Origin of the sequence: Neosynechococcus sphagnicola sy1, assembly GCF_000775285.1 — a bacterium.
GTDB classification, from domain to species: domain Bacteria; phylum Cyanobacteriota; class Cyanobacteriia; order Neosynechococcales; family Neosynechococcaceae; genus Neosynechococcus; species Neosynechococcus sphagnicola.
Window position 1 is genome coordinate 45,393 of sequence record NZ_JJML01000006.1, and the last position, 22,761, is coordinate 68,153.

The 22,761-nt window shown below is 51.1% G+C and carries 13 protein-coding genes and 2 pseudogenes; 12 read left to right on the forward strand and 3 right to left on the reverse strand.

What is annotated here, in order from left to right; all coding sequences use genetic code 11:
• The first annotated feature begins 226 nt into the window (after window positions 1-226).
• Entirely contained in the window at window positions 227-556 is a 330-nt protein-coding gene (locus DO97_RS03350; protein ID WP_036531132.1) for a DUF2973 domain-containing protein, read from the forward strand.
• Between the two features lie 16 nt (window positions 557-572).
• The gene (locus DO97_RS03355; RefSeq protein ID WP_036531133.1) at window positions 573-1,595 is read left to right on the forward strand and encodes a DUF389 domain-containing protein; all 1,023 of its coding nucleotides are present in this window, start codon (window positions 573-575) and stop codon (window positions 1,593-1,595) included.
• 51 nt (window positions 1,596-1,646) lie between these two features.
• Here DO97_RS03355 and psaJ read toward each other — a convergent pair whose 3' ends face one another.
• Complete coding sequence (gene psaJ / locus DO97_RS21860; RefSeq protein ID WP_072016339.1) at window positions 1,647-1,772, reverse strand: photosystem I reaction center subunit IX; 126 nt, start codon at window positions 1,770-1,772, stop codon at window positions 1,647-1,649.
• 43 nt (window positions 1,773-1,815) lie between these two features.
• Window positions 1,816-2,301: a photosystem I reaction center subunit III gene (locus tag DO97_RS03360; protein ID WP_036531134.1), complete on the reverse strand. Its 486-nt coding sequence runs from the start codon at window positions 2,299-2,301 to the stop codon at window positions 1,816-1,818.
• 211 nt (window positions 2,302-2,512) lie between these two features.
• Between DO97_RS03360 and tsaD the strand changes: the two genes are divergently transcribed.
• From tsaD to ilvC, 7 genes are all read left to right on the forward strand, one after another.
• Window positions 2,513-3,562: a tRNA (adenosine(37)-N6)-threonylcarbamoyltransferase complex transferase subunit TsaD gene (gene tsaD / locus DO97_RS03365; RefSeq protein ID WP_036531135.1), complete on the forward strand. Its 1,050-nt coding sequence runs from the start codon at window positions 2,513-2,515 to the stop codon at window positions 3,560-3,562.
• Window positions 3,563-3,576: 14 nt separating this feature from the next.
• Window positions 3,577-4,167 carry a GNAT family N-acetyltransferase gene (locus DO97_RS03370; protein WP_036531137.1) on the forward strand — a complete coding sequence of 197 codons (591 nt, stop codon included), beginning with the start codon at window positions 3,577-3,579 and terminating at the stop codon, window positions 4,165-4,167.
• 57 nt (window positions 4,168-4,224) lie between these two features.
• The gene (locus DO97_RS03375; protein ID WP_052128329.1) at window positions 4,225-4,977 is read left to right on the forward strand and encodes a lysophospholipid acyltransferase family protein; all 753 of its coding nucleotides are present in this window, start codon (window positions 4,225-4,227) and stop codon (window positions 4,975-4,977) included.
• Window positions 4,978-5,067: 90 nt separating this feature from the next.
• A complete protein-coding gene (locus DO97_RS03380; RefSeq protein WP_036531138.1) occupies window positions 5,068-5,688 on the forward strand; it encodes a hypothetical protein in 621 nt (206 codons plus the stop codon).
• A gap of 65 nt (window positions 5,689-5,753) precedes the next feature.
• Window positions 5,754-6,005 (forward strand): BolA family protein, encoded by a 252-nt coding sequence (locus tag DO97_RS03385; protein ID WP_036531140.1) that lies wholly within the window; start codon window positions 5,754-5,756, stop codon window positions 6,003-6,005.
• Window positions 6,006-6,136: 131 nt separating this feature from the next.
• Window positions 6,137-6,460: a Grx4 family monothiol glutaredoxin gene (gene grxD, locus DO97_RS03390; protein WP_036531142.1), complete on the forward strand. Its 324-nt coding sequence runs from the start codon at window positions 6,137-6,139 to the stop codon at window positions 6,458-6,460.
• Between the two features lie 276 nt (window positions 6,461-6,736).
• Complete coding sequence (gene ilvC, locus DO97_RS03395) at window positions 6,737-7,732, forward strand: ketol-acid reductoisomerase (RefSeq protein WP_036531143.1); 996 nt, start codon at window positions 6,737-6,739, stop codon at window positions 7,730-7,732.
• A gap of 12 nt (window positions 7,733-7,744) precedes the next feature.
• Here the strand turns inward: ilvC and DO97_RS25780 are convergent.
• Window positions 7,745-8,270 (reverse strand): annotated as a pseudogene (locus DO97_RS25780) (YdcF family protein).
• Window positions 8,271-8,884: 614 nt separating this feature from the next.
• On the opposite strand from DO97_RS25780, the gene DO97_RS24850 reads away from it, so the two are divergent.
• From DO97_RS24850 to DO97_RS03410, 3 genes and pseudogenes are all read left to right on the forward strand, one after another.
• The gene (locus DO97_RS24850) at window positions 8,885-9,511 is read left to right on the forward strand and encodes a hypothetical protein (protein WP_072016340.1); all 627 of its coding nucleotides are present in this window, start codon (window positions 8,885-8,887) and stop codon (window positions 9,509-9,511) included.
• 442 nt (window positions 9,512-9,953) lie between these two features.
• Window positions 9,954-17,702 (forward strand): annotated as a pseudogene (locus DO97_RS21870) (SDR family NAD(P)-dependent oxidoreductase); the annotation flags it as partial.
• A gap of 90 nt (window positions 17,703-17,792) precedes the next feature.
• Complete coding sequence (locus tag DO97_RS03410) at window positions 17,793-22,709, forward strand: type I polyketide synthase (RefSeq protein ID WP_036531145.1); 4,917 nt, start codon at window positions 17,793-17,795, stop codon at window positions 22,707-22,709.
• Window positions 22,710-22,761 lie beyond the last annotated feature (52 nt).

Below are 22,761 nucleotides of genomic sequence, written 5' to 3' on the forward strand. Positions count from 1 at the left end.
TGGTGGTATGGCATCATTTGGTAACAGCATGTTGGCAGGCTCCTCCCCTGATTTGGGATGGAGAACACGATTCGTTCACCGAATAACCCACAGAGATAAAAGTTAAAAGTTTGGTGCACAACCCCTGGATGAGGGCCTGATCGCAGCGTTAAAGAATCAATATCTGAACAATGACTTACAATAACCAATTTCAAATTTGCTAAAAATCTGGCGCGGAGGGACTCAAATGCTACAGCTACTTTACATCCTTGCTTTTACAATTCTGGCCTTCTTGGCAGTTGGCAACCTCATCCGTAGCCTCCTGACCCTCGGAATTGAAGCCCAGCGTACCTATTCTCCAGTGGGTTGGGGGACGAGTGGTCAGCCCGACGCTAGTTTTACTCCCCATCCGCAATCCCGTTCCTCCCCCCACCCAGAACTCTTGGATGCCGCGGGCAATGTCATCAATGAACCCCTGCTGGTGATGCGTTCGATGACTGTTGAAGATGCCAGAGAGCGCTTAGATGCCCTCTATGAGGCATCTCCTGGTTATGATGGCGAGTCTCGGGATGAGTGATTCAGTAAGGTAAAAGATGATGGGATTTCTTTGGCAGCAGGTACAGACTTTTCTAAACCGCAAGGTTGAGCCAGCCCAACTGCAAGAGCTAAAAATTGAGCTTCTGGAAGAGTCCACGGCGGATTCCAGCTATCTGATTCTGATCATTGGTTCCTGCGCGATCGCCACCTTAGGGTTACTGTCCAACAGTGCCGCTGTCATCATTGGGGCCATGCTCATTGCCCCCCTGATGTCCCCGATTCGAGGCATTGCCTTAGGGGCTCTCGAAGGCAGCCCCGAACTTTTTCGTCGTGGCTTCTTGTCTGTAATCCTGGGCACCCTGATAGCAACTACCCTGGCTTGTTTCCTAGGAGTGTTGGTGAGCCTGCCAACCTATGGCAGTGAGATTCTTGCCCGTTCCCAGCCCAATATTCTGGATCTGGGAATTGCGATCGCCGCAGGTGGGATTAGCGGGTATGCGCGGGTGCGTCCCAAAATTTCAGATACGTTGGCTGGTACGGCGATCGCCGTGGCACTGATGCCCCCGGTATGCGTGATTGGCTTGGGACTGGCCCAGCTGAATCTCCCCCTCAGCCAAGGGGCAACCCTGCTCTACCTGACCAATTTGTTGGGAATTACCCTTTCCTGTATGTTGGCTTTTTGGCTGACGGGCTATACACCCCTAGCCCAAGCTAAACAGGGACTGGCTTGGACCCTTGCCTTGACCGGGGTCTTACTGATTCCCCTCAGCTACAGTTTTGCTGAATTGGCGCGACAAGCCCGATTAGAAGCCAGCCTCAAACAGGCTTTACTCAATCGCACCATTACCTTTCAGAAGCTCGAGCTAGTGCACTTGGAAACCAACTGGCTGCATCAGCCCCCTGAGGTGCGGTTGACAGTGCGGGCAAAACAACGAGTGACGCCAAAACAGGTGCAACTTCTGGAAGAATTTGTTGCCAAAGCCATGAAACAGCCTTTTAAGCTGATTTTTGAGGTCAGCCAGGTGGAGGAAATAACTAGAGAATCTGATCCTGAGGCTCTGAACTCACAAAACCCGTGACCTTCGAGAAGGTCACGGGTTTTGTGTCTGTATGGACTAACGGAGGAAGGTCTACAAGGGATGGAACAGCAAGTCTGGAAAGAAACGGTTGAATTCGATCAGAATGCCAGCTGTAATCACCATCCAAGCCGTAGCTAATACGGGAGCTGTCGAAAGGTACTTAAGGAAATACTGCATGTGCAATTCTCCGAAGAATGATTGAATTAAAGGAGTTTAGCAATTAGCGTGGAGAGACCGGAATCTCAGAATCTTTGGCAGTCAACTCACCTGATGCCAGTTCCTTCAAAGCTGCTAGGGGCCATGCAAAACCTGTGAGCATACATTTGATGGCTAACGGAACATCAATAATAACTTCTTTCTCTTCAGGGGAATCCCCTTTCTTGATGGCCTGTAGGTAGGAACGACCTACCCAACCAATCCAACCTGCGATGAATAGAAACAGGAGGCTGGGGATGGTAAATTCACCAGCATGACTGAAACGTCCATCGACAATCAGGTGGGGTAACCCATCTTCGCCGCAGAGTAGACCAGACTTCGCGTAGAAGTCAAAACGCTTAGCTGCCGTAGCACTGACAGAGGTCTGCGCTCGCTGCTTAAAAGCAGCCGATTGACTACAAGGGGTCAAGCCCGCGACATCCGCAGAGGCAGTGGGAGCAAACCCAATCCAGAGGGTAAAAACAAGTAACAAAGCAAACAATCGACGCATGGAATTCTTCCCTTCTCTTACAAAACACAACGTTTGTAGTACAAAAGGATGAGACTTTTTGTACAGGCGAGTTAGAGATCCCGCCCCATATCCGACCTACTAAAAGCAGGCACGAATACTTTAGACTGAATCCACTACTCCTTAGCCAGTAGTGGCGATCCTATGGATACCTCACCTCAGGCGGCTCACCCATCCAAAACGTTACCAGCAAATGGCAATTGTTTTAGCAATTGAAACAAGTTGTGACGAAACAGCAGCGGCAATTGTAAATAATTGTCATGTTTGTAGTAGTGTCGTGAGCTCGCAAATATCCCTCCATCGCCAATACGGCGGGGTGGTACCAGAAATGGCTTCCCGGGAACACGTAGCCATCGTCAATGCCGCGATCTCCCAGGCAATGCAATCCGCCCATTTGAATTGGTCAGAGATCGATGGCATCGCGGTTACCTCAGCCCCCGGCCTGGTGGGTGCCTTGTTGGTCGGGTTAAGTGCCGCCAAGACCCTCGCAGTGTTGCATCATAAGCCTTTTTTGGGGGTACATCACTTAGAAGGGCACATTTATGCCTCCTACTTAACCGATCCCACCTTGCAACCGCCGTTTCTTTGTCTGCTGGTTTCTGGCGGTCATACCAGCCTGATCTTCGTCAAGAACTGTGGCGATTATGAGACCCTCGGGCAAACCCGCGATGATGCCGCGGGGGAAGCCTTTGATAAGGTGGCTCGGTTGTTGGATCTGGGCTATCCCGGTGGCCCCGCCATTGATCTCCTGGCAGCTCAGGGGAATCCCCAACGTTTTCCCCTCCCCGAAGGTCAGATTTCATTACCTGGGGGGGTATATCATCCCTATGACACCAGCTTCAGTGGTCTCAAAACGGCGGTTTTACGTCTGGTACAAAAGCTAGAGCAAACGGGGCAGGTGCCCTTACCCGTAGCCGATCTGGCTGCCAGTTTTCAGGCAGCGGTGGTGCGTGCCTTAACGCGACGGGCGATCGCCTGTGCCCTGGACTATGGTCTGGGCACAATTGTTGTGGGAGGTGGGGTCGCTGCGAACCGAGGACTACGGCAACAGTTGCAACAGGCCGCAGCCCTCCATAACCTGCATGTCCTGTTCCCACCGATGCAGTTCTGCACCGATAATGCGGCCATGATTGCCTGTGCAGCGGCGGATCATCTTAACCGAGGTCACTGCTCCCCCCTAACCCTCGGAGTCCAGTCCCGTCTAGCGATCGCCGATGTCATGCAACTCTATCAACCGGATTGAGGAATCCTGTAGCCATGCCGATCCGGGACGCCCTCCTGACCGATCTCCCTGCGATTGTTAGCATCTACAACGCTGCCATCCCAGGCCGATTAGCCACCGCAGATTTGGAGCCAGTGACCCTAGAGAGCCGACTGGCTTGGTTTCAAGCCCACTCTCCCACCCGACACCCCATTTGGGTGTTTGAAGGGACGGACGCGATGGCCAGCAGTTCAGCGCACTCCTCTGACGAGGGGGTGTCAATGACCATCGCGGGTTGGTTGAGCTTTCAAGCTTTTTACGGACGACCCGCTTACCGGGCTACAGCAGAACTCAGCCTCTATGTAGCCCCCCAGCACCATCGCCAGGGCATTGGGCGGCAACTCTTAGAGCAGGCACTGCGATCAGCCCCTGACCTAGGTCTCAACATACTGCTGGGCTTTATTTTTGCCCATAATCAGCCCAGCTTGAAGCTATTTAAGACGCTGGACTTCCAGCCTTGGGGGCACTTGCCCGGCATTGCTAACTTAGACGGCACGGAGCGGGATTTGGTGATTGTAGGGCGACGAATTACAGGACAGCTTTGGAACTGTCCCTGTCGTTCCAAGGACTCAGAACCCTTAGGGTAAAGTTAAGAATATTTTCAGTGCCCTGCCCACCATGATGTCCAAACCCCTGATGCGTGCATGATCTCGCTCTCCTCTGCCCATGAAACACTGTCCCTGTCCCCCATGACCCAGGAAGCTCCGGTAACCTCCCAACTTTCCCCCTGGTTAACACCATTGATTTACAACCTGGGGCGTCATGGGTTAATGCCACTCTATTTTCAGCAGATAGAGATTGTCGGACAGGAGCACTTACCCACCAGCGGCCCTGTGATTCTGGCACCCACCCATCGCTCCCGCTGGGATGCCCTCGTGGTGCCCTATGCGGCGGGACGAGATATCACCGGACGCGATTTACGCTTTATGGTGTCAATTAATGAGATCAAGGGAGTTCAGGGTTGGTTTATCCGCCGGCTGGGTGGCTTTCCCATTGACCCCCTGCAACCTGCGATCGCCAGCCTGCGCCATGGGGTGGGACTGCTGTGCCAGGGTGAGACCCTCGTGATCTTTCCGGAAGGAGCGATCTTTCGAGAACCAGGAATTCACCCCCTCAAGCCTGGCCTTGCCCGACTGGCCTTACAAGCAGAAGCCCATCAACCGGGCTTGGGAATCCAAATTGTTCCCATCTATATTCAATACAACCAGCCCATCCCCCAATGGCGATCGCAGGTTCAGGTAAAGATTGGGGCTCCCCTTGCCGTCTCAACCTACGATTCAACGGCGTTGAAACCCAGCGCCCAACACTTGACATCCGATCTAGCGGGGGCGCTCCAGCAGTTACTCCCCGCTCAACGCCAAGAACTCGGTCAACCCTGTCCGAGCCTGAGTCACTGATCCCATCCCCAGGGATAGACCCAGGTCACCCAATGGTAAGATACGCGAAGTTTGAGTCAGTCCATTATTGCTCAATTCTCTAAGTCCTCCATGCTAGCTTCTGGAACCGTTCGCCTTCTCTTCGCTCCCCGTTGGACAGCTGTCCCCGTGGCAGCCGCGTTAACGTTGCTATCTATCTTGCCGAGTCTGGCGCAAACGCCTTCCTCCAGTCCCAGCCCTGAACAACCCGCACCCGCTGATTCCGGCCCCACTCTGGTGCGTCCCGTTGGTTCTGAGACCAGTATTCTCAGTGTTGCCGGTGGGCAGCGACTGATGAATGAGGCAGGGGCTGCGGTCTCAGCCCAAAACTACCCCCTGGCTGTACAGAAACTGCAACAGGCACGGGAAGTTTTCAATCAACTTTCGAACTTCAATCAGGATCTCGCTACAACTTTTTCTGGGATAGATAATCGCATTGCTGATTCCCAGCGCCGTAAAGCTCTGGAAGCGGCTCAGATTCGGGATCAGGTTACCTACCAATTGGCCCTAGTGCATCGAGCACAAAACAAGCCAGAGCTGGCCATTCCCCTGCTGGTTCAAGTTGTTCGATCTCAGCAACCCACCCGGGAGTTAGGGAAAAAGGCCTATCAGCAATTGTTTGAGTTGGGATTTGTAGAGACCCCATTCCCCAGGGAGGGAGATACACCAGCGCCTGCCTCACCTCCCCGCTAACCTCCCTGGGCGATTCTTAGGGTAGAGCGTGATGTTCACCGAATTTAACTGACAAGAGGCGTGTTATGGTAAGTCCCGATCAAGTGATGACAATGATTCAGGCCGAGCTACCCGATGCTCAGATCCAGGTGCAAGACCTGACAGGAGGGGGCGATCATTATCAAGTCACCGTCGTCTCAGCTCTGTTTGAGGGCAAAGGCCTGGTACAACAACATCAGTTAGTCTATGGTGCGCTCCAGCAGGCCATGTCATCTGAAGCCATCCATGCCCTCGCCTTAAAAACCTACACCCCCCAGGCGTGGACTGCTGCCAACTAATGTTTGCAATCCACCTCCCCGTTCCATCCATCCAACTGGGATCTGGCCTCAATGGCAGCTTTTGTGGTTGCCCGTTCTGAGATCGCCACCGTTACAATTGCAGTAGATTACCTTAGAGCATCATCAGTACCATGACTCCAGAAGTTCAACAGCGCATTGATCACCTCGTCCAGCAACATAAGATCTTGGTCTTCATGAAGGGCAATAAGTTGATGCCCCAGTGTGGGTTCTCAAACAATGTGGTGCAGATCTTGAACACCCTGGGGGTTCCCTTTGAAACCATGGACATTCTAGAGGACGGGGAATTGCGCCAAGGAATTAAAGAATATTCCAACTGGCCAACCATTCCCCAAGTCTATATTAATGGTCAGTTTGTGGGTGGTTCCGATATTCTGATCGAACTTTACCAAAAGGGCGAATTACAGCAAATGGTCACTATGGCCCTGGCTTCCTAGGGATCGCTCCCAATGCCCACTGCCTTGGCTTCTTGCTCAAACGTGGCTCAGGTTTGACTCGGCATCTGGATTGCTTGCTCCAGGCGTGGAGAGGATGGGGTGGCATTTGTGGTTGATACTTAGCTCCTGCAACCTCAGAAGCTGTTGCAGGAGGGGCTAGGGCAGATCAGCCTCACTGCATCAGACACGGCCACAAATCCTTTAGGGCAGTCCTGATCTTTTGATAGAATCAGGGATCTGCATAAAAATACGCTGCTTGCTGACAGGAGATAGACTATGGCCCGCATGTATTATGACCCTGATGCCAATCTTGACCTTTTGGCAGGAAAAACCATCGCCATTATCGGCTACGGTTCTCAAGGACACGCCCATGCCTTGAATCTAAAAGATAGCGGTATGAAAGTTATTGTAGGGCTGTATCCAGGTAGCAAGTCGGCGGTAAAAGCAAAGGATGCTGGACTCACTGTCTACTCAGTGGCCGATGCTGCTCAGCAGGCAGATTTTATTATGGTGCTGCTGCCGGATGAGGTGCAAAAGACAATCTATACAACTGAAATTGCCCCAAATTTGGTAGCAGGCAATGTCTTAGCCTTTGCCCACGGATTCAATATTAACTTTGGTCAGATCGTGCCTCCAAGCCATGTGGATGTGGTAATGGTGGCACCCAAGGGGCCGGGTCACTTGGTGCGCCGTACCTATGAACAAGGTCAGGGAGTCCCAGCACTGTTTGCGGTTTACCAGGATGCATCGGGTCAAGCCCGTGATCGCGCCATGGCCTATGCCAAGGGCATTGGTGGGACTCGTGGTGGCATTTTAGAAACAACGTTCCGGGAAGAGACTGAAACCGATCTATTTGGCGAACAGGTGGTACTATGCGGTGGCTTGACTGCCTTGATTAAGGCAGGTTTTGAAACCCTGGTGGAAGCGGGTTATCAGCCAGAATTAGCGTACTTTGAGTGTCTCCACGAAGTGAAGCTAATTGTCGATCTGATTGTGGAAGGTGGGTTAGCCACCATGCGCGATAGCATCTCCAATACAGCAGAGTATGGCGACCTCACCCGTGGACCTCGGATTGTCACCCCTGAAACCAAGGCTGAAATGAAGCAGATTCTGCACGAGATTCAAACGGGCCAGTTTGCCCGGGAGTTTGTCCTCGAGAACCAGGCTGGCAAACCGGGCTTTACGGCAATGCGTCGTCAAGAAGCGGAACACCCCATTGAAGCCGTGGGGAAGGATCTACGGGCGATGTTTAGCTGGCTGAAGAAGGCCTGAGGTGAGAAGGTGCTACTTGCAGTGAGCGGTGAAATAGTGGCTGAAGGTAGCACCTGTGTGGCCCGTTAGTAACCACAGCACCGCTCGCGCCCCATCTCGAATTGTTTTTTCCCAGGGTTCGGGCGATCGCCCAGAGGCTACGGCAAGGGGTCGGATTTCAATCCCCCGACTCCCCAGGATAATTTCTCCGACCAACCGCGCTCGCTGCATATGATCATCGGATGTGATCAAATAAATGCTGTTAATTCCCTCAGCTTGTAGTTGATTCACCAGAGTGGTGAAGTTGCTAACCGTGTCGATGGCTTGATAGTCCAAGTGGAGGCGACGGGCATCAATGCCCGCTTGGGAAAAAAACCCATTCAGCATATTCCCGATTGCTGCCAGAGGAAACCCAGACAGAAAGTTCGGGATGCTGATGGGCAAATTCTGCGGCAAATTGTTCTCGCCGGGGTTCTCCCCCCAAAACCAACAGTGCCTGGGGCGGTTCAATATAGTTTCTCATCTGCTGATAGCCCCAGTTGAGGGCGATCGCGGTCATCAGAACCAACAACCACTGCCATTGCTGCCTCCAATGTAATACTCTAGGAGACCGATCTGGTATTGCTCTCCACACCATCACACGTCACTAACTAAGCGTCCCAGACAACTGTAACCCAGAGCTTAAGGTTGTCTCGGTTGCTATGAAATGCTACAGATTCTGCATCCTGAAGCTCCTGAGCATCAGCCTACCTCCCAATCGCGCTGAAAGGAAGGGATACTGTGACAGAAATCCCCTAGACAAACAGGTGGTGTCATCCTTGTGACGATCTGCTGGAATGTGCCACCGATCCAAAGTCCTGAAGAACCTCGGCATCGGGTGTTCAGATCACAGCTATGGTTCGTCAGCATTCAAGATACTTGGAAGGTATTTCATCAGGTAAGCTAATCCCTGAACAATTAAAGCGCAGAGACTAACATAAATGAGGGCACCTACATCCCAACTGATGCAACAGTGGATCGGCATCAACCGTGGGTCAACTCCAGCGGTTAATGTTGGTTTATTTGCCCCAATCCCTTAATGGTCGGACTTACAGCGATCTCCCTCCTGTAATTGCATCCGGTGATCGTGTATTCATCTAAAGCTTCACCCTTGCCCCTTGTTCTAGGAGCCGAATGACAACTCATTCCTTCACCTGTCTCTCCTTAAGTCCCTCAGGACTTGCCCATCCCGGTCTAGCCGTGGCGACGGTACGGGCAGGTGGCATTGGCTGTTTGGATTTAGAGTTCACTCCCCCTGGCGATCGCCCGCAAGTGGAGCAGAATTTTCAGCAGTTGCTGACCCTGGTGAAGCCCACAGATGCAGTTGGGTTGCGGCTGAGGGTTGATCAACTGTCCGGTTATCTCGATCTCCTGGAAGGGCTGCATGATCGACCTCACTGGTTGATTCTCGCTGCTTGGACATCGGATTCCCTTCCCACGGCTCTCGCCACACTCCCTCCGACTAGCATGGCTCGACATCTGCTGGTTGAAGTCACAGCAGTGGCAGCGGTACAGTCGCTTTTGAATCAACCTCTCAAGATTGACGGACTCGTGGCGCGGGGGCATGAAAGTGGCGGTTGGGTTGGCGAGGATGCGGCCTTTATCTTGACCCAGAAGCTTCTCAATACCGGAACATGGCCGGTTTATGTGCAGGGAGGCATTGGCATTCACGCAGCGGCAGCGTGTCGGGCGGCGGGTGCCGCTGGGGTAGTGCTGGACGATCAGCTGTGGTTGATGCCAGAATCCCCCCCTGCCTGCTGAATGGCAGCGTCACCTCCACAACCTCAATGGGCAGGAAGCCATTTTGGTGGGAGAACGACTGGATGCACCCTGCCGAGTGTTCTCGCGACCCGGATTTCCCGTTATTCGTTCCCTCCAAACCCTTGCCGATGCGCTGGAAGTTGAATATGATGCGTCGGCGACCCGAACCCAGCATTGGCATCAGCAAGCCTCAGCTACTCTGGGTTGGGCTGCACCTGGCGAGAAAGCTTGGCCCATCGGTCAGTCAGTGGGTCTGGCGGCGACCTTGCGCGATCGCTACCAAACAACTGGCCGTTTGATTCAAGCCTTATTCCAGACCAGCCAAGCCCATCTTCAGCTAGCCCAAGCCCTGCAACCGCTTCAGCCCCATTCCCCCCTTGCCCTTGCCCACGGTACGGAATATCCGATTGTCCAGGGACCGATGACCCGGGTCAGTGATACCGCAGAATTTGCTCACGCAGTGGCTCAAGGGGGAGGGCTGCCCTTGTTGGCACTGGCGCTAATGCGAGGCTCCCAGGTGCTGCAATTACTGCAGAAAACCCAGGCTCTTTTGGGCGATCTCCCTTGGGGAATTGGCATTCTGGGCTTTGCCGCCCATAGTCTACGGGACGAACAAATGCAGGCCGTGCTGGCGGTTAAACCACCCTTTGCCTTAATTGCCGGGGGACGTCCCGATCAGGCCGTGCAGTTGGAAGCCCAGGGCATTGCCACCTATATCCATGTTCCAGTGCCCCGATTACTGAAACTGTTCCTAGAGCAAGGGGCGAAACGATTTGTGTTTGAAGGGCGCGAATGTGGTGGCCATGTGGGGCCACTGTCTAGCTTTGTGCTCTGGGAAAGTATGGTGGATACCCTCTTAGTAGAAGTTCCCGCGGCCGATGCGGCTAATATCCACGTCTTATTTGCTGGGGGCATTCATGATGCTCGTTCAGCGGCCATGGTCAGTACCCTGGCTGCCCCTTTAGTCAAACACGGGATCAAGATTGGGGTATTGATGGGCACCGCCTACCTATTCACCGAAGAAGCGGTTGCCTGCGGGGCAATTTTACCCGGCTTCCAAGAGCAAGCCCTAGCCTGTACCCAAACCGTCAACCTAGAAACCGGGCCAGGTCATGCCAGTCGTTGTGCCGTTACACCCTTCACGGAAGAGTTCTACAGAATTCGGCGACAAATGATGGCCGCTGGCAGTACCCCCGAGGAAATCAAAAACGCCCTCGAAGAACTGAATTTGGGACGCTTACGCATTGCCTCCAAGGGGTTAGTACGAGATGCCAGTGGACAGATCGTAGCCGTCGATGCGCAACAGCAATCCCAGGATGGCATGTACATGATTGGTCAAGTTGCCACCCTACGGTCTCAGATTTTGACGGTACGCAATCTCCATCAAGATGTTGCAGTCAGGAGTGGTCAACTACTGGCAAAACTTCCCCAATCAATCGGCTCAGAATCCAACGCTCCGGGTTTGAGTCAACCCTCCGATATTGCTGTCATTGGCCTGGGGACACTGCTGCCGAAGGCACAATATCCAGCCGCCTTCTGGGAAAATATTCTGCGAAAAGTGGATGCAATCACTGAAATTCCTGCCCATCGGTGGGATTGGCGACTGTACTACGATGCCGATCGCCGTGCTAAAGACAAAATTTATTCCAAATGGGGGGGATTTATCGACGAGATCCCCTTTGATCCGATGCGATTTGGCATTCCCCCCAAGTCTCTGCGCTCGATAGAGCCGGTTCAACTGATGACCCTAGAAGTTGTGAGACAAGCCCTGGAAGATGCTGGGTATGGCTCTGGGGATTTTGATCGGGAAAATACCTCCGTGATTTTGGGTGCCGGGGGGGGGTTCGGAGATTTGGGAAGCTTATTTGCAACTCGGTCGGAGATGCCACGGGTGGTGGATGCCCCCACTCAACAAATGTGGGATCGGTTGCCAGATTGGACAGAGGAAACTTTTCCGGGGCTGCTGATGAATGTAGCCGCAGGTCGCACGGCCAATCGATTTGATTTCGGTGGCGCTAATTTCACCGTTGATGCTGCCTGTGCTTCTTCTCTGGCTGCGGTTGATCTGGCGGTTAAAGAGCTGGAAAGTGGTCGCAGCAACCTGGTGATTGCCGGCGGTATTGATGCGTTTCAAAGTCCCTTTACCTACTTTTGCTTCAGTAAAACTCAGGCGCTTTCGCCCCGGGGACATTCCCGTACCTTCGATAAGAGTGCAGATGGGATCGCGATTAGTGAAGGAATTGCGGTTGTGATTCTCAAACGCTTAGCCGATGCAGAGCGAGATGGCGATCGCATCTATGGCGTCATCAAAGCGGTTGCCGCATCCAGTGATGGGAAGGCACTAGGGATGACGGCTCCCTTGCCTGCGGGTCAGATGCGAGCTCTCAAGCGTGCCTATCGCAAAGCCGGTTTTCAGGCCAGTACCCTCGGGATGTATGAAGCCCATGGGACGGGAACCGCTGTAGGGGACAAAGCGGAGTTGGAAACCGTCCACAACACCTTGGTTGCAGAAAAAACCCCTGGCAAATCTTGCTTGATTGGCTCAGTGAAGACCATGGTTGGACATACTAAATGTTCAGCGGGAGTGTCTGGATTAATCAAGTCAGTCTTGTCCATGTACCATCAGGTTCTGCCTCCCCATATTGGTGTGGACAATCCTTTAGACTTAATCGCTGATCCAGAAAGTCCAGTTTATCTCCTCAAAGAAGCTCGCCCTTGGTTTGCCCACCCTGAGCATCCTCGACGCGCGGGTGTCAGCGCTTTCGGCTTTGGTGGCACTAACTTTCATGTAGTTCTAGAAGAATATCAGGGGTTATACAAGCCTTCAGCTCTTGGCGGGGGCGGCTGGCCTGCTGAATTATTGATCTTGCGGGCGGAAAGCAAAGAAAGTCTAGTCAAAGAGATACAAAGCCTTCAAGTTGCCTTAAATGCAGGCGCTGAACCCCGGTTACGAGATTTAGCCTATAGCTATGCTCGACAATCTCAGCAACGTCAAAACCAACCAGCCTGTATGAGTCTGGTGGTTGAAAATCTTCAACACCTGCAACTGAGCCTAGAGCTTGCCCTTGAGCATCTGCTTCAGGGTCGGCCAACGGCCTTACCTCCCCATATTCAGCTAAATTTAGCGGTGGTGGCCAACCGCGGCAAGATTGCCTTTCTATTTCCTGGACAAGGGGCTCAGTATCCCAATATGGCGCGTGAAGTGGCGCTTTACTTTCAAGAAATGCGTCAGGCCATTGAATTTGCTGACCGTCACTTACGTCCTTGCTTTTCCAAGCAACTGAGTCAGTTTATCTATCCCCCCAGCGGTTACTCAGAAACTGAGGAAAAATTCTATGAACGGCAGCTGACGGCAACCCAGATTGCTCAGCCAGCCATCGGTGCGATCGCGATGGGCTATCTAGCCCTGGCAAGTCGGTTGGGTTTACAGGCAGACATGACGGGTGGTCATAGCTTTGGGGAATATGCAGCCCTCTTTGCCTCCGGGGTGCTCTCCCAGGTAGATTTTCTGAATCTCGCTGAACTGCGCGGTCGCACCATGGCAGAGGCTTGTCAGGGAGCTGATGGAGCCATGGCAGCGCTGCAGCTGCCACGGGATCAAGTACAGAGTTATCTCCAAGATGCTGACAATGTGGTCATTGCCAACCACAACGCTCCCCTGCAATCCGTCATTTCTGGAGATAGACCATCCGTCAGTCGCATTGTGCAACAGGTTCAGGAAACGGGGGCTTCAGCCCTAGTACTGCCTGTGGGAGGTGCTTTCCACTCTCCCTTGGTGACAGCAGCTCAGATCCGCTTATCAGAAGCAATTTCCCAGGTATCCCTGAGCCTGCCCCAGATTCCGGTCTACGCCAATCAGACTGCTCGCCTCTATGAAACGGATGCCACTCAAATTCGCCAACAGCTATCTGTCCACATGCTGAGTACGGTCGAGTTTGTGCAACAGATTGAGACCATGCACGCGGATGGAGCCCGAATCTTTCTGGAACTGGGGCCGAAGAGTATCCTCACGAATTTGGTTGGACAAATTTTGGCGGGTCAGAATCATACTGCTGTTGCCTTAGACGGGCAAGGCGATGGCATCAGGGGCTTGTTGACCGCCTTGGCGACCCTGGTAATGCGGGGGGTTGGGCTTGATCTACCAGCGTTATTTCAGGGGCGGGAGGTTCAACCCCTAGATTTGACGCGACTGGTTGAGTTGACTCGTAAGCCGCCCTTGTCTGCAACCACCTGCTTTGTCAGTGGTGCTGGGATCAGATCTCAAACTGAAGCTGTGAGTTACCCAGGTAAATGTCCACCATTGAATCAAGAAACGGCGGCGCAGGCGATTGCAATCGCCCAATCCCAGCCTCAACAGACTGGATGGGTTGACCACCCTGGGCTCGATCCGGTATTGCCCTCTCGCTCCCCCAGTATCTCGCCGGCTCCCTCTCCCTCCGTTTCATCGGGAGGAAGACCCCCAATGCCTACTCCACCCTTACCCGTGGTTGCAAAATCAGAGTCTCAAAAATCAGTGATCGATACTCAAGCAATTTCACTGAGAGTCCCCGCTCCCTTACATCCAGCCGTTTCTCCTATGGTCAACGAAGCCGCTTTATCAGCCTATCAAGCCTATCAAGAGACCATGCGTCTATTTCTCAACTGCCAGGAACAGGTAATGACGCAGTTTCTCAGAGGTGGACAATCAATTGCTAGTCAAAATCAGGTTCCTTTGACTTCGCCGCCAGCCCTGTCCTCTCGTCAACCTCAAGAACTCCAGAACGGCTCTCGTAACGGGAATCACAATGGGGGAGGAGCAGCTGCCGCCGATGTCCATCCCCATGCTACTTCCACAGCTCCACCCCCGGTTGCAGAGCGGCAATTGAGGTCGGAAGTTTTTAAACCTAGTACTGGAGAGTCTTCTCAACCGTTCGCTCCCGTTGTGCCAGCCATTCCTGAGAGCCACACTATCATTGCTGGCAGAACGCCATCCGCTACATCAGCACCATCGCAGCTGCCGGATCGAGCCAGTTTAACCCACACGTTGTTGGCGCTGGTCAGCGATCGCACGGGCTATCCCGTCGAAATGTTGGGATTAGACCAGGACATGGAGGCAGACTTGGGGATTGACTCGATTAAGCGCGTGGAAATTTTAGGAGCTTTGCAGAAAAGCTTACCTGAACCCCTGGCTGCCAATCTACAAACCCAGATGGAAAGCTTTACACGGGCAAAGACCCTGAAGGGAGTCGTGGAACAATTACTCCATCACTTACCGCCAGCGGCATCGACTCCCAGCACTGATCATCATGGTACTGCTACTCCTAATGGCAGTGGTTTCGGGTCTGTAGCTGTACCTAACCAGGCTAGTCTCACCCAGATCCTGGTGGGCTTGGTCAGCGATCGCACGGGCTATCCCGCCGAAATGTTGGGATTAGACCAGGACATGGAAGCAGACTTGGGGATTGACTCGATTAAGCGCGTGGAAATTTTAGGAGCTTTGCAGAAAAGCTTGCCTGAACCTCTGGCTGCCAACCTGCAAACCCAGATGGAAAGCTTTACTCGAGTCAAGACGCTGAATGGCATTCTTGAGCAGTTGGGGCAGGTCGGGTCAAATTCAGTTGTTTTGCGGTCTGCCAATGATCCTCTGATCCCTAATCAATTCGTTCAGGAGGAGAACCGCCTGGGAAAGTCTGAGGCTCCAAGTGGGGTGATTCCCCTCCCACGATTCAAAATGGAGCCAGAATTGGAATCCCTGCCCAAGCACCCACCTGTTTCACTGCAAGGGCTATTCCTGATTTCAGAAGATCCAGGTAAGGTAGCAACTCAGGTTGCCCATTCCTTGAATCAGCAGGGTGTTCATGCGATTGTGATTCCTGCCGATACCCTGTTAAATCCTGATCAACTGACCCAGAGGGTGGCTCAGTTGCGGCAGAAATATGGGCCTGTCATTGGAATTGTGCATTTAACTGCCCTTGCCTCCCGATCTATGCCTGAGACCCTAGGAGATTGGAGACATTTCACCCAGCTAGATGTGAAGAGTTTTTACCATCTGCTTCATATCTGTGCTCAAGATTTAAAGCAAGCCGGACACGAGAAAATTGGCAGAGTCTTCTCCGCCTCCCTGCTAGGGGGAAATTTCGGGCGAGTTGGCACCTCTGGTTCTGGCTTACCTACCGGGGGATGTCATAACGGTCTGCTGAAATCCCTTGGGGAGGAGTGGCCAGGGATGGTAACTAAGGCGGTTGATTTTGACGAAACGTTGCCAGCTGATGCCCTTGCAGAAAGAATTATTCAGGAGTTGTTACTCCCCGGTGGCCGCACCGAAGTAGGGTATCCTAGCGGCAACCGCACAATTTTTAGAACCCTGGCAGCCCCTTTATCCTTGGCAGCATCGTCGGTGAATCCCGATGCCCAATGGGTTGTCCTGGTAACAGGTGGGGCAAGGGGGATTACCGCTGAAATCACTGCGGATCTAGCTGCGTTGGGTGTAAGGCTAGTCATTACCGGTCGCTCCCCCCAACCTGCTGCTGAATCTCCTCAAACCCTTGGTATTGAAGCAGCTGCAACCCTACGACAAATCTTGCTATTGCAAGCTCAAGCCACGGGGATCTCTCCAACTCCAGCGATGATTGAAGCTCAGATCCAGACGCTCCAGCGAGATCGGGCTATCCGTAACAATCTAGAACGGTTTCAACAGGCAGGTGCTGCCATCGTTGAATATCATACGGTCGATGTGAGAATTCCTGAAGAATTTGGTGGGTTAATTCAAGATCTCTATCGTCGCTATGGTCGCCTAGATGCTGTCATTCATGGAGCCGGCATTATTGAGGATAAATTAATTGCCGATAAAACAGCCGCCTCTTTTGATCGAGTCTTTGACACCAAAACAGATAGTCTGTTTATCCTCAGCCGCTACCTACGCCCAGAGTCCCTGAAATTGCTGGTTTTGTTCAGCTCCGTCGCAGGCCGCTACGGCAATCGTGGCCAATCTGACTATGCTGCGGCCAATGAGGTGATGAATCGTCTGGCCTGGAAACTTGATCAGCAGTGGATTCAAACGCACGTTGTCTCTATTAATTGGGGGCCCTGGGATAGCCCAGGCATGGCTTCAGAAGCCGTTAAGAACCGCTTTAGAGCCGAGGGCATCACCCCGATTCCCGTTGTAGCAGGCCGTCAATTCTTTTTACAAGAGTTACGTTATGGACGGAAAGGAGACGTAGAAGTGATTGCTGGGGAGGGTCCCTGGGAAAAACATGAGGCAGATTTGGGAGCATTCGCCAAGGTTGAGACCCTATCTCAACCTCAACTCCCTGGCTTTGTATTCTTACAATCTCAACCTCAACTGCAAGCGAATAGCACGGTGACATTGGAGCATACGTTTTCCCTGATGAATGATCCCTACCTCAAGGATCACTGCCTGGACAGTAAACCTGTTTTGCCTGCCGCCGGAGCGTTGGAATGGTTAGCAGAATTTGTCCAGTCGGCTTGGCCAGAGTGGCGGGTGGCAGAGGTTCGAAATCTCAAGGTTTTCAAGGGCTTTGTGATTGATCAGGAATCAGGGAATCGCCCAGCATTGTTTCAAGCACGAGCCTCGAGTCACGCTGACGCTGAATCTTTACAGATAGCAGCAGAGATTTTAGATCCTGATAGTAAGCTTGTTTTTTACAAAGCCTCGGTGATTCTCCAGCCTAAATTATCGAAGCCTCCTCTATCGGAACTAGAACCTCTGACGTCAGGTTCCAGCTTAGATGCTAAAAAAGCTTATCTAGATTATCTGTTTCATGGCTCCTGTTTCCAACTCTTGACCGCCATTGATTGTTTGAATGGGACAGGAGTGGATGCCCAAGTTGTACCCAGTCAGTCTCGGCAGTGGATGAGTTCCCTCCAATCTACCTCTCCTTGGATCTTTGATCCCGGACTGATCGACGTAGCCCCTCAATTAGCAATGATTTGGACTCGCATACAACACGGTGTTAGCGCCCTACCCTCTCGCTTTGGTTCGGTGATTCGCTACGGTGATTTACCCCTAGAAGGAGTGTTAAAGATCGCTCTCAGAGTTAAAGACTTTACCAATCAGACCCTCATATACGACGTTGTATATACGGATCAAAACAATCACGTACGCCTTCACCTTCAGGATTTGGAAAGTACTTGTAGTGCAACGCTAAACCGCCTTAATCTTCAATGGCGAAAGACCAATGGTTTTTCTTAGAAGCTCTCTAGGGTCATATTCGTCCGTTTTCAAATGATGATCATCTAACACTGTCTCGGCACCAATTTTCCTTTATTTAAAAATCTGCTAATGGTTCCGAAAAACTTAGCTATTGATATCGCAATTGTTGGTATGTCTGCCCTGTTCCCAGGCGCTAAAGACTTAGGCTCCTATTGGCAGAATATTCTCAACAAGGTAAATGCTGTACGAGACGCTTCTGAAACATGGATTGGCCCCTATTTTGACCCAACTTCCACCGAGAATGATCGTGTTTATACCCGTAAAGGGGGCTTTCTAGAGGATTTAGCTGAATTTAACCCAGTGGAGTTTGGGATTATGCCCAACTCCGTTGATGGGGGAGATCCTGACCACTTTCTCTCTCTCAAGTTAGCCCAAGATGCGCTGAAGGATGCTGGCTATCTAGACCCGAGATTTAGTCATGAAAAAACCGGCATTATCTTGGGCAGAGGAACTTATTTTAATCGGGGGTTCGGCACGGTTCTTCAGCATGGGTTAGTTGTTGATCAAACGTTGGATTTGCTGAAACAACTGGTACCGGGGCTGGAGGACAAGCTCCTCAGAACGATTCGTCAAGAATTAAAAGCAAGTCTTCCTCCCTTTACGGCTGAAATGGCTCCAGGAGTTGTGCCCAATGTGGTCACGGGGCGGATTGCGAATCGGTTAAACCTCATGGGTCCCAACTATTTAATTGATGCCGCTTGCGCCTCTTCCTTAATTGCAGTTGAATTGGCAATGCAGGAGCTACAGAGCGGTCGCTGTGACATGATGTTGGCTGGTGGGGTTCAGGCTTCTACACCACCCCAAGTTCATATGGTTTTTTGTCAGCTTGGAGCCTTATCACGGTCGCAAATTCGTCCCTTCGATCTATCTGCGGACGGCACGCTCTTGAGTGAAGGGATTGGGATGCTCGTTTTGAAGCGCCTATCGGATGCACAGTTGGATGGCGATCGCATCTATGCAGTCATCAAGTCCATCGGCACTTCTAGTGATGGCAAAGGATTGGGGTTATTGGCTCCCCGCTCCGCAGGACAGGTGTTGGCACTGAATCGTGCCTATCAACAGGCTGAGATTGACCCAGCAACGATTACCTTAATTGAAGCCCATGGAACGGGTATGCCCTTGGGCGATCAAACCGAAGTTCAGTCTATTGCTCAAGTCTTTGGGCAACGTCAAGGGCTATTGCCCCATCGGGGTTTGGGATCCGTCAAGTCAATGATCGGCCACTGTATTCCGGCTTCAGGTGCTGCGAGTCTGATTAAGATGGCTCTAGCCCTATATCACAAAATTCTGCCACCCACGCTGTGTGACCAGGTTAACCCTGCGTTAGGGATCGAAAAAACATCGTTTTATGTCAACACGGAAGCACGACCTTGGATTCATGGCCATCGGGGGATTCCTCGTCGTGCTGGAGTCAATGCCTTTGGTTTCGGTGGCATTAATGCCCATGCAATCTTAGAGGAATATGCAGAACCTCAAAAAGCTGCCAAATTGTTGCACGGACAATGGCCAACGGAGTTATTTATTTTTTCTGGTAACAGTCACCTTGGACTGATTGATTGCATCCAAAAAATCCAAGATTTTCTACAAACCTGTCCAGAAGAATCTTTCCCTAGTCTTGCTTTTGAACTTTCTAATTGCCTCCCTGGTTCCCACCGATTAGCAATCATTGCCAAAAATATTGATGATTTGCAGACAAAGCTAAAACTTGTCTTAGCCAAGATTCAGGAGACAAAACAAACTAGTTTTAAGTCACGAAATGGCTTCTATTATGCTGTCTCAAACCCTAAAATTCAACCCGGTAAGATAGCTTTTCTGTTTCCAGGTGAAGGGTCTCAGTACCCCAATATGTTAGCTGATTTATGCCTTTATTTTCCTCAGGTCAGAGAATGGTTTGATCGGTTAGATGAAACATTTTCTGAAACCAGGGACTATGCACCGAGTCGCATTATTTTCCCGGTTCCCACAGGACTTACAGAGGAAGAACGTTCCCAGGTAACTGAACAGTTATTCAGAATGGATGTAGCTACAGAATCAGTGACAATTGCCAGTTTAGGATTACATGAACTCCTTCAGAATCTTGGGATTCGATCTGATGTTATGGTTGGTCATAGTACCGGTGAAAATGCCGCCCTGATAGCATCTGGCACTTTCACGGCTTCCAGTCACGATCAACTGATGCAAACCATCTGGACTTTGAATCAGATCTATCAAGGACTGGAGACTGCCAATACGATTCCCAAGGGAGCCCTCTTGGCTGTTGGTGCAATTAATGCTCAAATCTTACAGGCACTACTCGATGAGTTCCAAGGGCGATTGCACTGGGCGATGGATAATTGCCCCAATCAAGTTATTTTATTTGTCAACACCGATGAGATTGGAGACTTAAGCAATCGGATCCAGGCACTGGGAGGAATTTGTACTCAGCTACCCTTTGATCGTGCCTACCATACACCGCTGTTTAAAGGAGTTTCTCAGGCTTTATCGGGTTTTTATGCCACACTATCCTTAGCTCCGGGGCATACTCAACTTTACAGTTGTGCAACTAGTGCCCCATTCCCAGAGGAATCCACTGCCATTAGATCTCTAGCCGCCCAGCAATGGTACAGCCGTGTGCGATTCAGAGATACCATTGAGGTTCTTTATGAACAGGGTGTAAGAACATTTTTAGAAGTAGGCCCTAGCAGTAACTTGACATCTTTTGTAGAAGATATCCTCCGGGGGCGTGCGCATCTAGCTATCCCCTGCAACACCCAACGGAGAACAGGACTAGAACAAATTCAGCACCTGTTAGCTCAACTATTTGTGAACGGAATACCGATGAACTTGGCACTTCTTTATCGCTCGCGGGAATTGACTCCCGTTGACTTAGAGCTGCTGAACGTTGCTGATGATCCACGCCAGAAAAGTAGATCTGTTCTCAACCTAAATATGCCCGTCATGCGCTTGAAGAAGGATTTTGTGACATCTCTTCACGCTCAACTATTACCTTCTTTACCAGCAAAGGGATCTGTATCTCCACCCTTGGTTTCTGCCAAGGCACCCGCACCGGAAGTTCTCGAAGCTGTTGCTAATTTTCCTGCTCTCAATCGACAAATATCGGTTGAGCCCTCCCCTGCCGATCCTGTTCAGTCTTCAGATATTTGTGCCTCCGCTATCTTAGGCCATTTTGAATTGATGCAAGAGTTCCTAACCAGTCAATCGCGTGTCTTGACAGATCTATATGCTCAATCAATGATCAATCCGCCGACAGAGGAAATGAATGTCTCTACTGGCGTGATGCCCGTTCATACAATCTCGCCTTCAGCTTGGCCTCTTTTAGGTGAAATTGTAGAACTAGACTCCGATCGCCTATACTGTGTGCGCTGTTTTAATCTACAACAGGATCTATTTCTTCATGACCATACGTTAGGGGGAAAACCTTCCCATCGGCATCCTGAATTGATGGCCCTCCCGGTGATTCCATTTACAGTGAGCATGGAGGCACTTGCAGAGGCAGCAACTTACCTCTTGGGTGGAGATAAGTACGTTATAGGATTTAGTGAGGTTCGTGGTCACCGCTGGTTAACTCTAGAGAAAGGGATATTTAAAATGGGCATTCAAGCCCAGTTACAGCCCAGTCAAGGTGAAGGTCACTGGTCTGTCTATGTACAGCTTTTTCAGCTTGACACCCAAAATCCTAGCCCTGCACCAGTTTTTGAGGGTTACGTAAAACTTGCCGATCAGCTGCTCCTATCTACGCCTGATCAAGCTATTCCTGAGCTTTCCGACACTCAACCCTATCCTTGGAGTGGTGATGAGCTATATCGCAAAGGTATGTTTCATGGTCCCCGATTCCAGGGAGTTCAACATATCTCCTGGGTAAGTCCTCAGGGGATTGAGGCAGATCTGAACGTCTCAGGTATTGAAGATTTTTTCAGTCATATTCAAAATCCAGTCTTCCAGACAAATCCCGTCCTCCTGGATGCTGCTGCACAATTGGTTGCCTACTGGGTCGCAGCAGAACAGGGAACTGAATTTCATACTTTTCCCTTTTATATTAAAGCTGTGCATCAGCTCCAACCACCTTCGTTTCTCAAGGGCAGTAAAATTCGTTGTCGAGGTAGGATAAGCTTTATTAGCGATCGCCAGATTGAAGCGAATTATGATTTTCTGGATCAATCGGGGCAGATCATCGCCCAAATAACGGGACTCTTAGAAGCGTATCTCAGAGTCCCGCCCCAGTACCATCACTGTCGCACAGATCCCCAAGCAACTTACTGGTCTGAGCCCTTCTATCAAAAAGAGATGGGACTGGTATGTCGTTATATCTCTCCTTTACCACCAAATTTTCTGAATGAACTAGGAGGTGTTATTCAGAAAGTCATTGCACACATAATGTTGAATCAGGATGAACAAGCATTCTGGTATGCGTTACCAGAAAAAGGATCACGACGGAATGAATGGCTGCTAGGTCGAGTTGCTGCTAAAGATGCTCTACGTCAGTGGGCCTGGGGAAAATTTGCACTGGATCTGTCACCAGCGGATATCCAGATTTTAGCAACTCCGCTAGGTAAGCCATTAGCACATTGTCCACCTCTTGAGAACTACTGTTCATTGCCAGATGTTTCAATTAGTCACAATTGCGGACGTATTGTCGCAATTGTTGCCGATCCCAATATGGATATTGGGATCGATCTCCAGTATGTTGATTCAATGAATACTGATGATTGGCTTGATGGTGCATTTACCCCAACAGAGCTTACTCACTTGGAGCAGTTTATTAGTCGAGATCGAAACCAGACATTTTTAGGGGCTTGGTGTGCCAAAGAAGCCGCTTCAAAAGCAGCTGGAACAGGCTTAAAATGTGATCCAAAGAGTTGGAAAATTAAGGATTACAATCTTGAAAAGCATACAGTTAATGTTACTCACCTTGATCAATCCTTTGAAGTGAAGCTATTCTACAATAAGCAAAATATTCTCGCTGTCTGCCAACGACTTAGGAATTAAATTTTCTTGTTGCTGACGGTTGAATAACGACATCATAAGTTTTTTGGAGTTA

Excerpts from the sequence above, each read along its gene's own strand:
- DO97_RS03350 (WP_036531132.1), top strand. The coding sequence starts at position 227 with ATGCTACAGCTACTTTACATCCTTGCTTTTACAATTCTGGCCTTCTTG.
- DO97_RS03355 (WP_036531133.1), top strand. The coding sequence starts at position 573 with ATGATGGGATTTCTTTGGCAGCAGGTACAGACTTTTCTAAACCGCAAG.
- psaJ (WP_072016339.1), bottom strand. The coding sequence starts at position 1,772 with ATGCAGTATTTCCTTAAGTACCTTTCGACAGCTCCCGTATTAGCTACG.
- DO97_RS03360 (WP_036531134.1), bottom strand. The coding sequence starts at position 2,301 with ATGCGTCGATTGTTTGCTTTGTTACTTGTTTTTACCCTCTGGATTGGG.
- tsaD (WP_036531135.1), top strand. The coding sequence starts at position 2,513 with ATGGCAATTGTTTTAGCAATTGAAACAAGTTGTGACGAAACAGCAGCG.
- DO97_RS03370 (WP_036531137.1), top strand. The coding sequence starts at position 3,577 with ATGCCGATCCGGGACGCCCTCCTGACCGATCTCCCTGCGATTGTTAGC.
- DO97_RS03375 (WP_052128329.1), top strand. The coding sequence starts at position 4,225 with ATGATCTCGCTCTCCTCTGCCCATGAAACACTGTCCCTGTCCCCCATG.
- DO97_RS03380 (WP_036531138.1), top strand. The coding sequence starts at position 5,068 with ATGCTAGCTTCTGGAACCGTTCGCCTTCTCTTCGCTCCCCGTTGGACA.
- DO97_RS03385 (WP_036531140.1), top strand. The coding sequence starts at position 5,754 with ATGGTAAGTCCCGATCAAGTGATGACAATGATTCAGGCCGAGCTACCC.
- grxD (WP_036531142.1), top strand. The coding sequence starts at position 6,137 with ATGACTCCAGAAGTTCAACAGCGCATTGATCACCTCGTCCAGCAACAT.
- ilvC (WP_036531143.1), top strand. The coding sequence starts at position 6,737 with ATGGCCCGCATGTATTATGACCCTGATGCCAATCTTGACCTTTTGGCA.
- DO97_RS24850 (WP_072016340.1), top strand. The coding sequence starts at position 8,885 with ATGACAACTCATTCCTTCACCTGTCTCTCCTTAAGTCCCTCAGGACTT.
- DO97_RS03410 (WP_036531145.1), top strand. The coding sequence starts at position 17,793 with ATGGTTCCGAAAAACTTAGCTATTGATATCGCAATTGTTGGTATGTCT.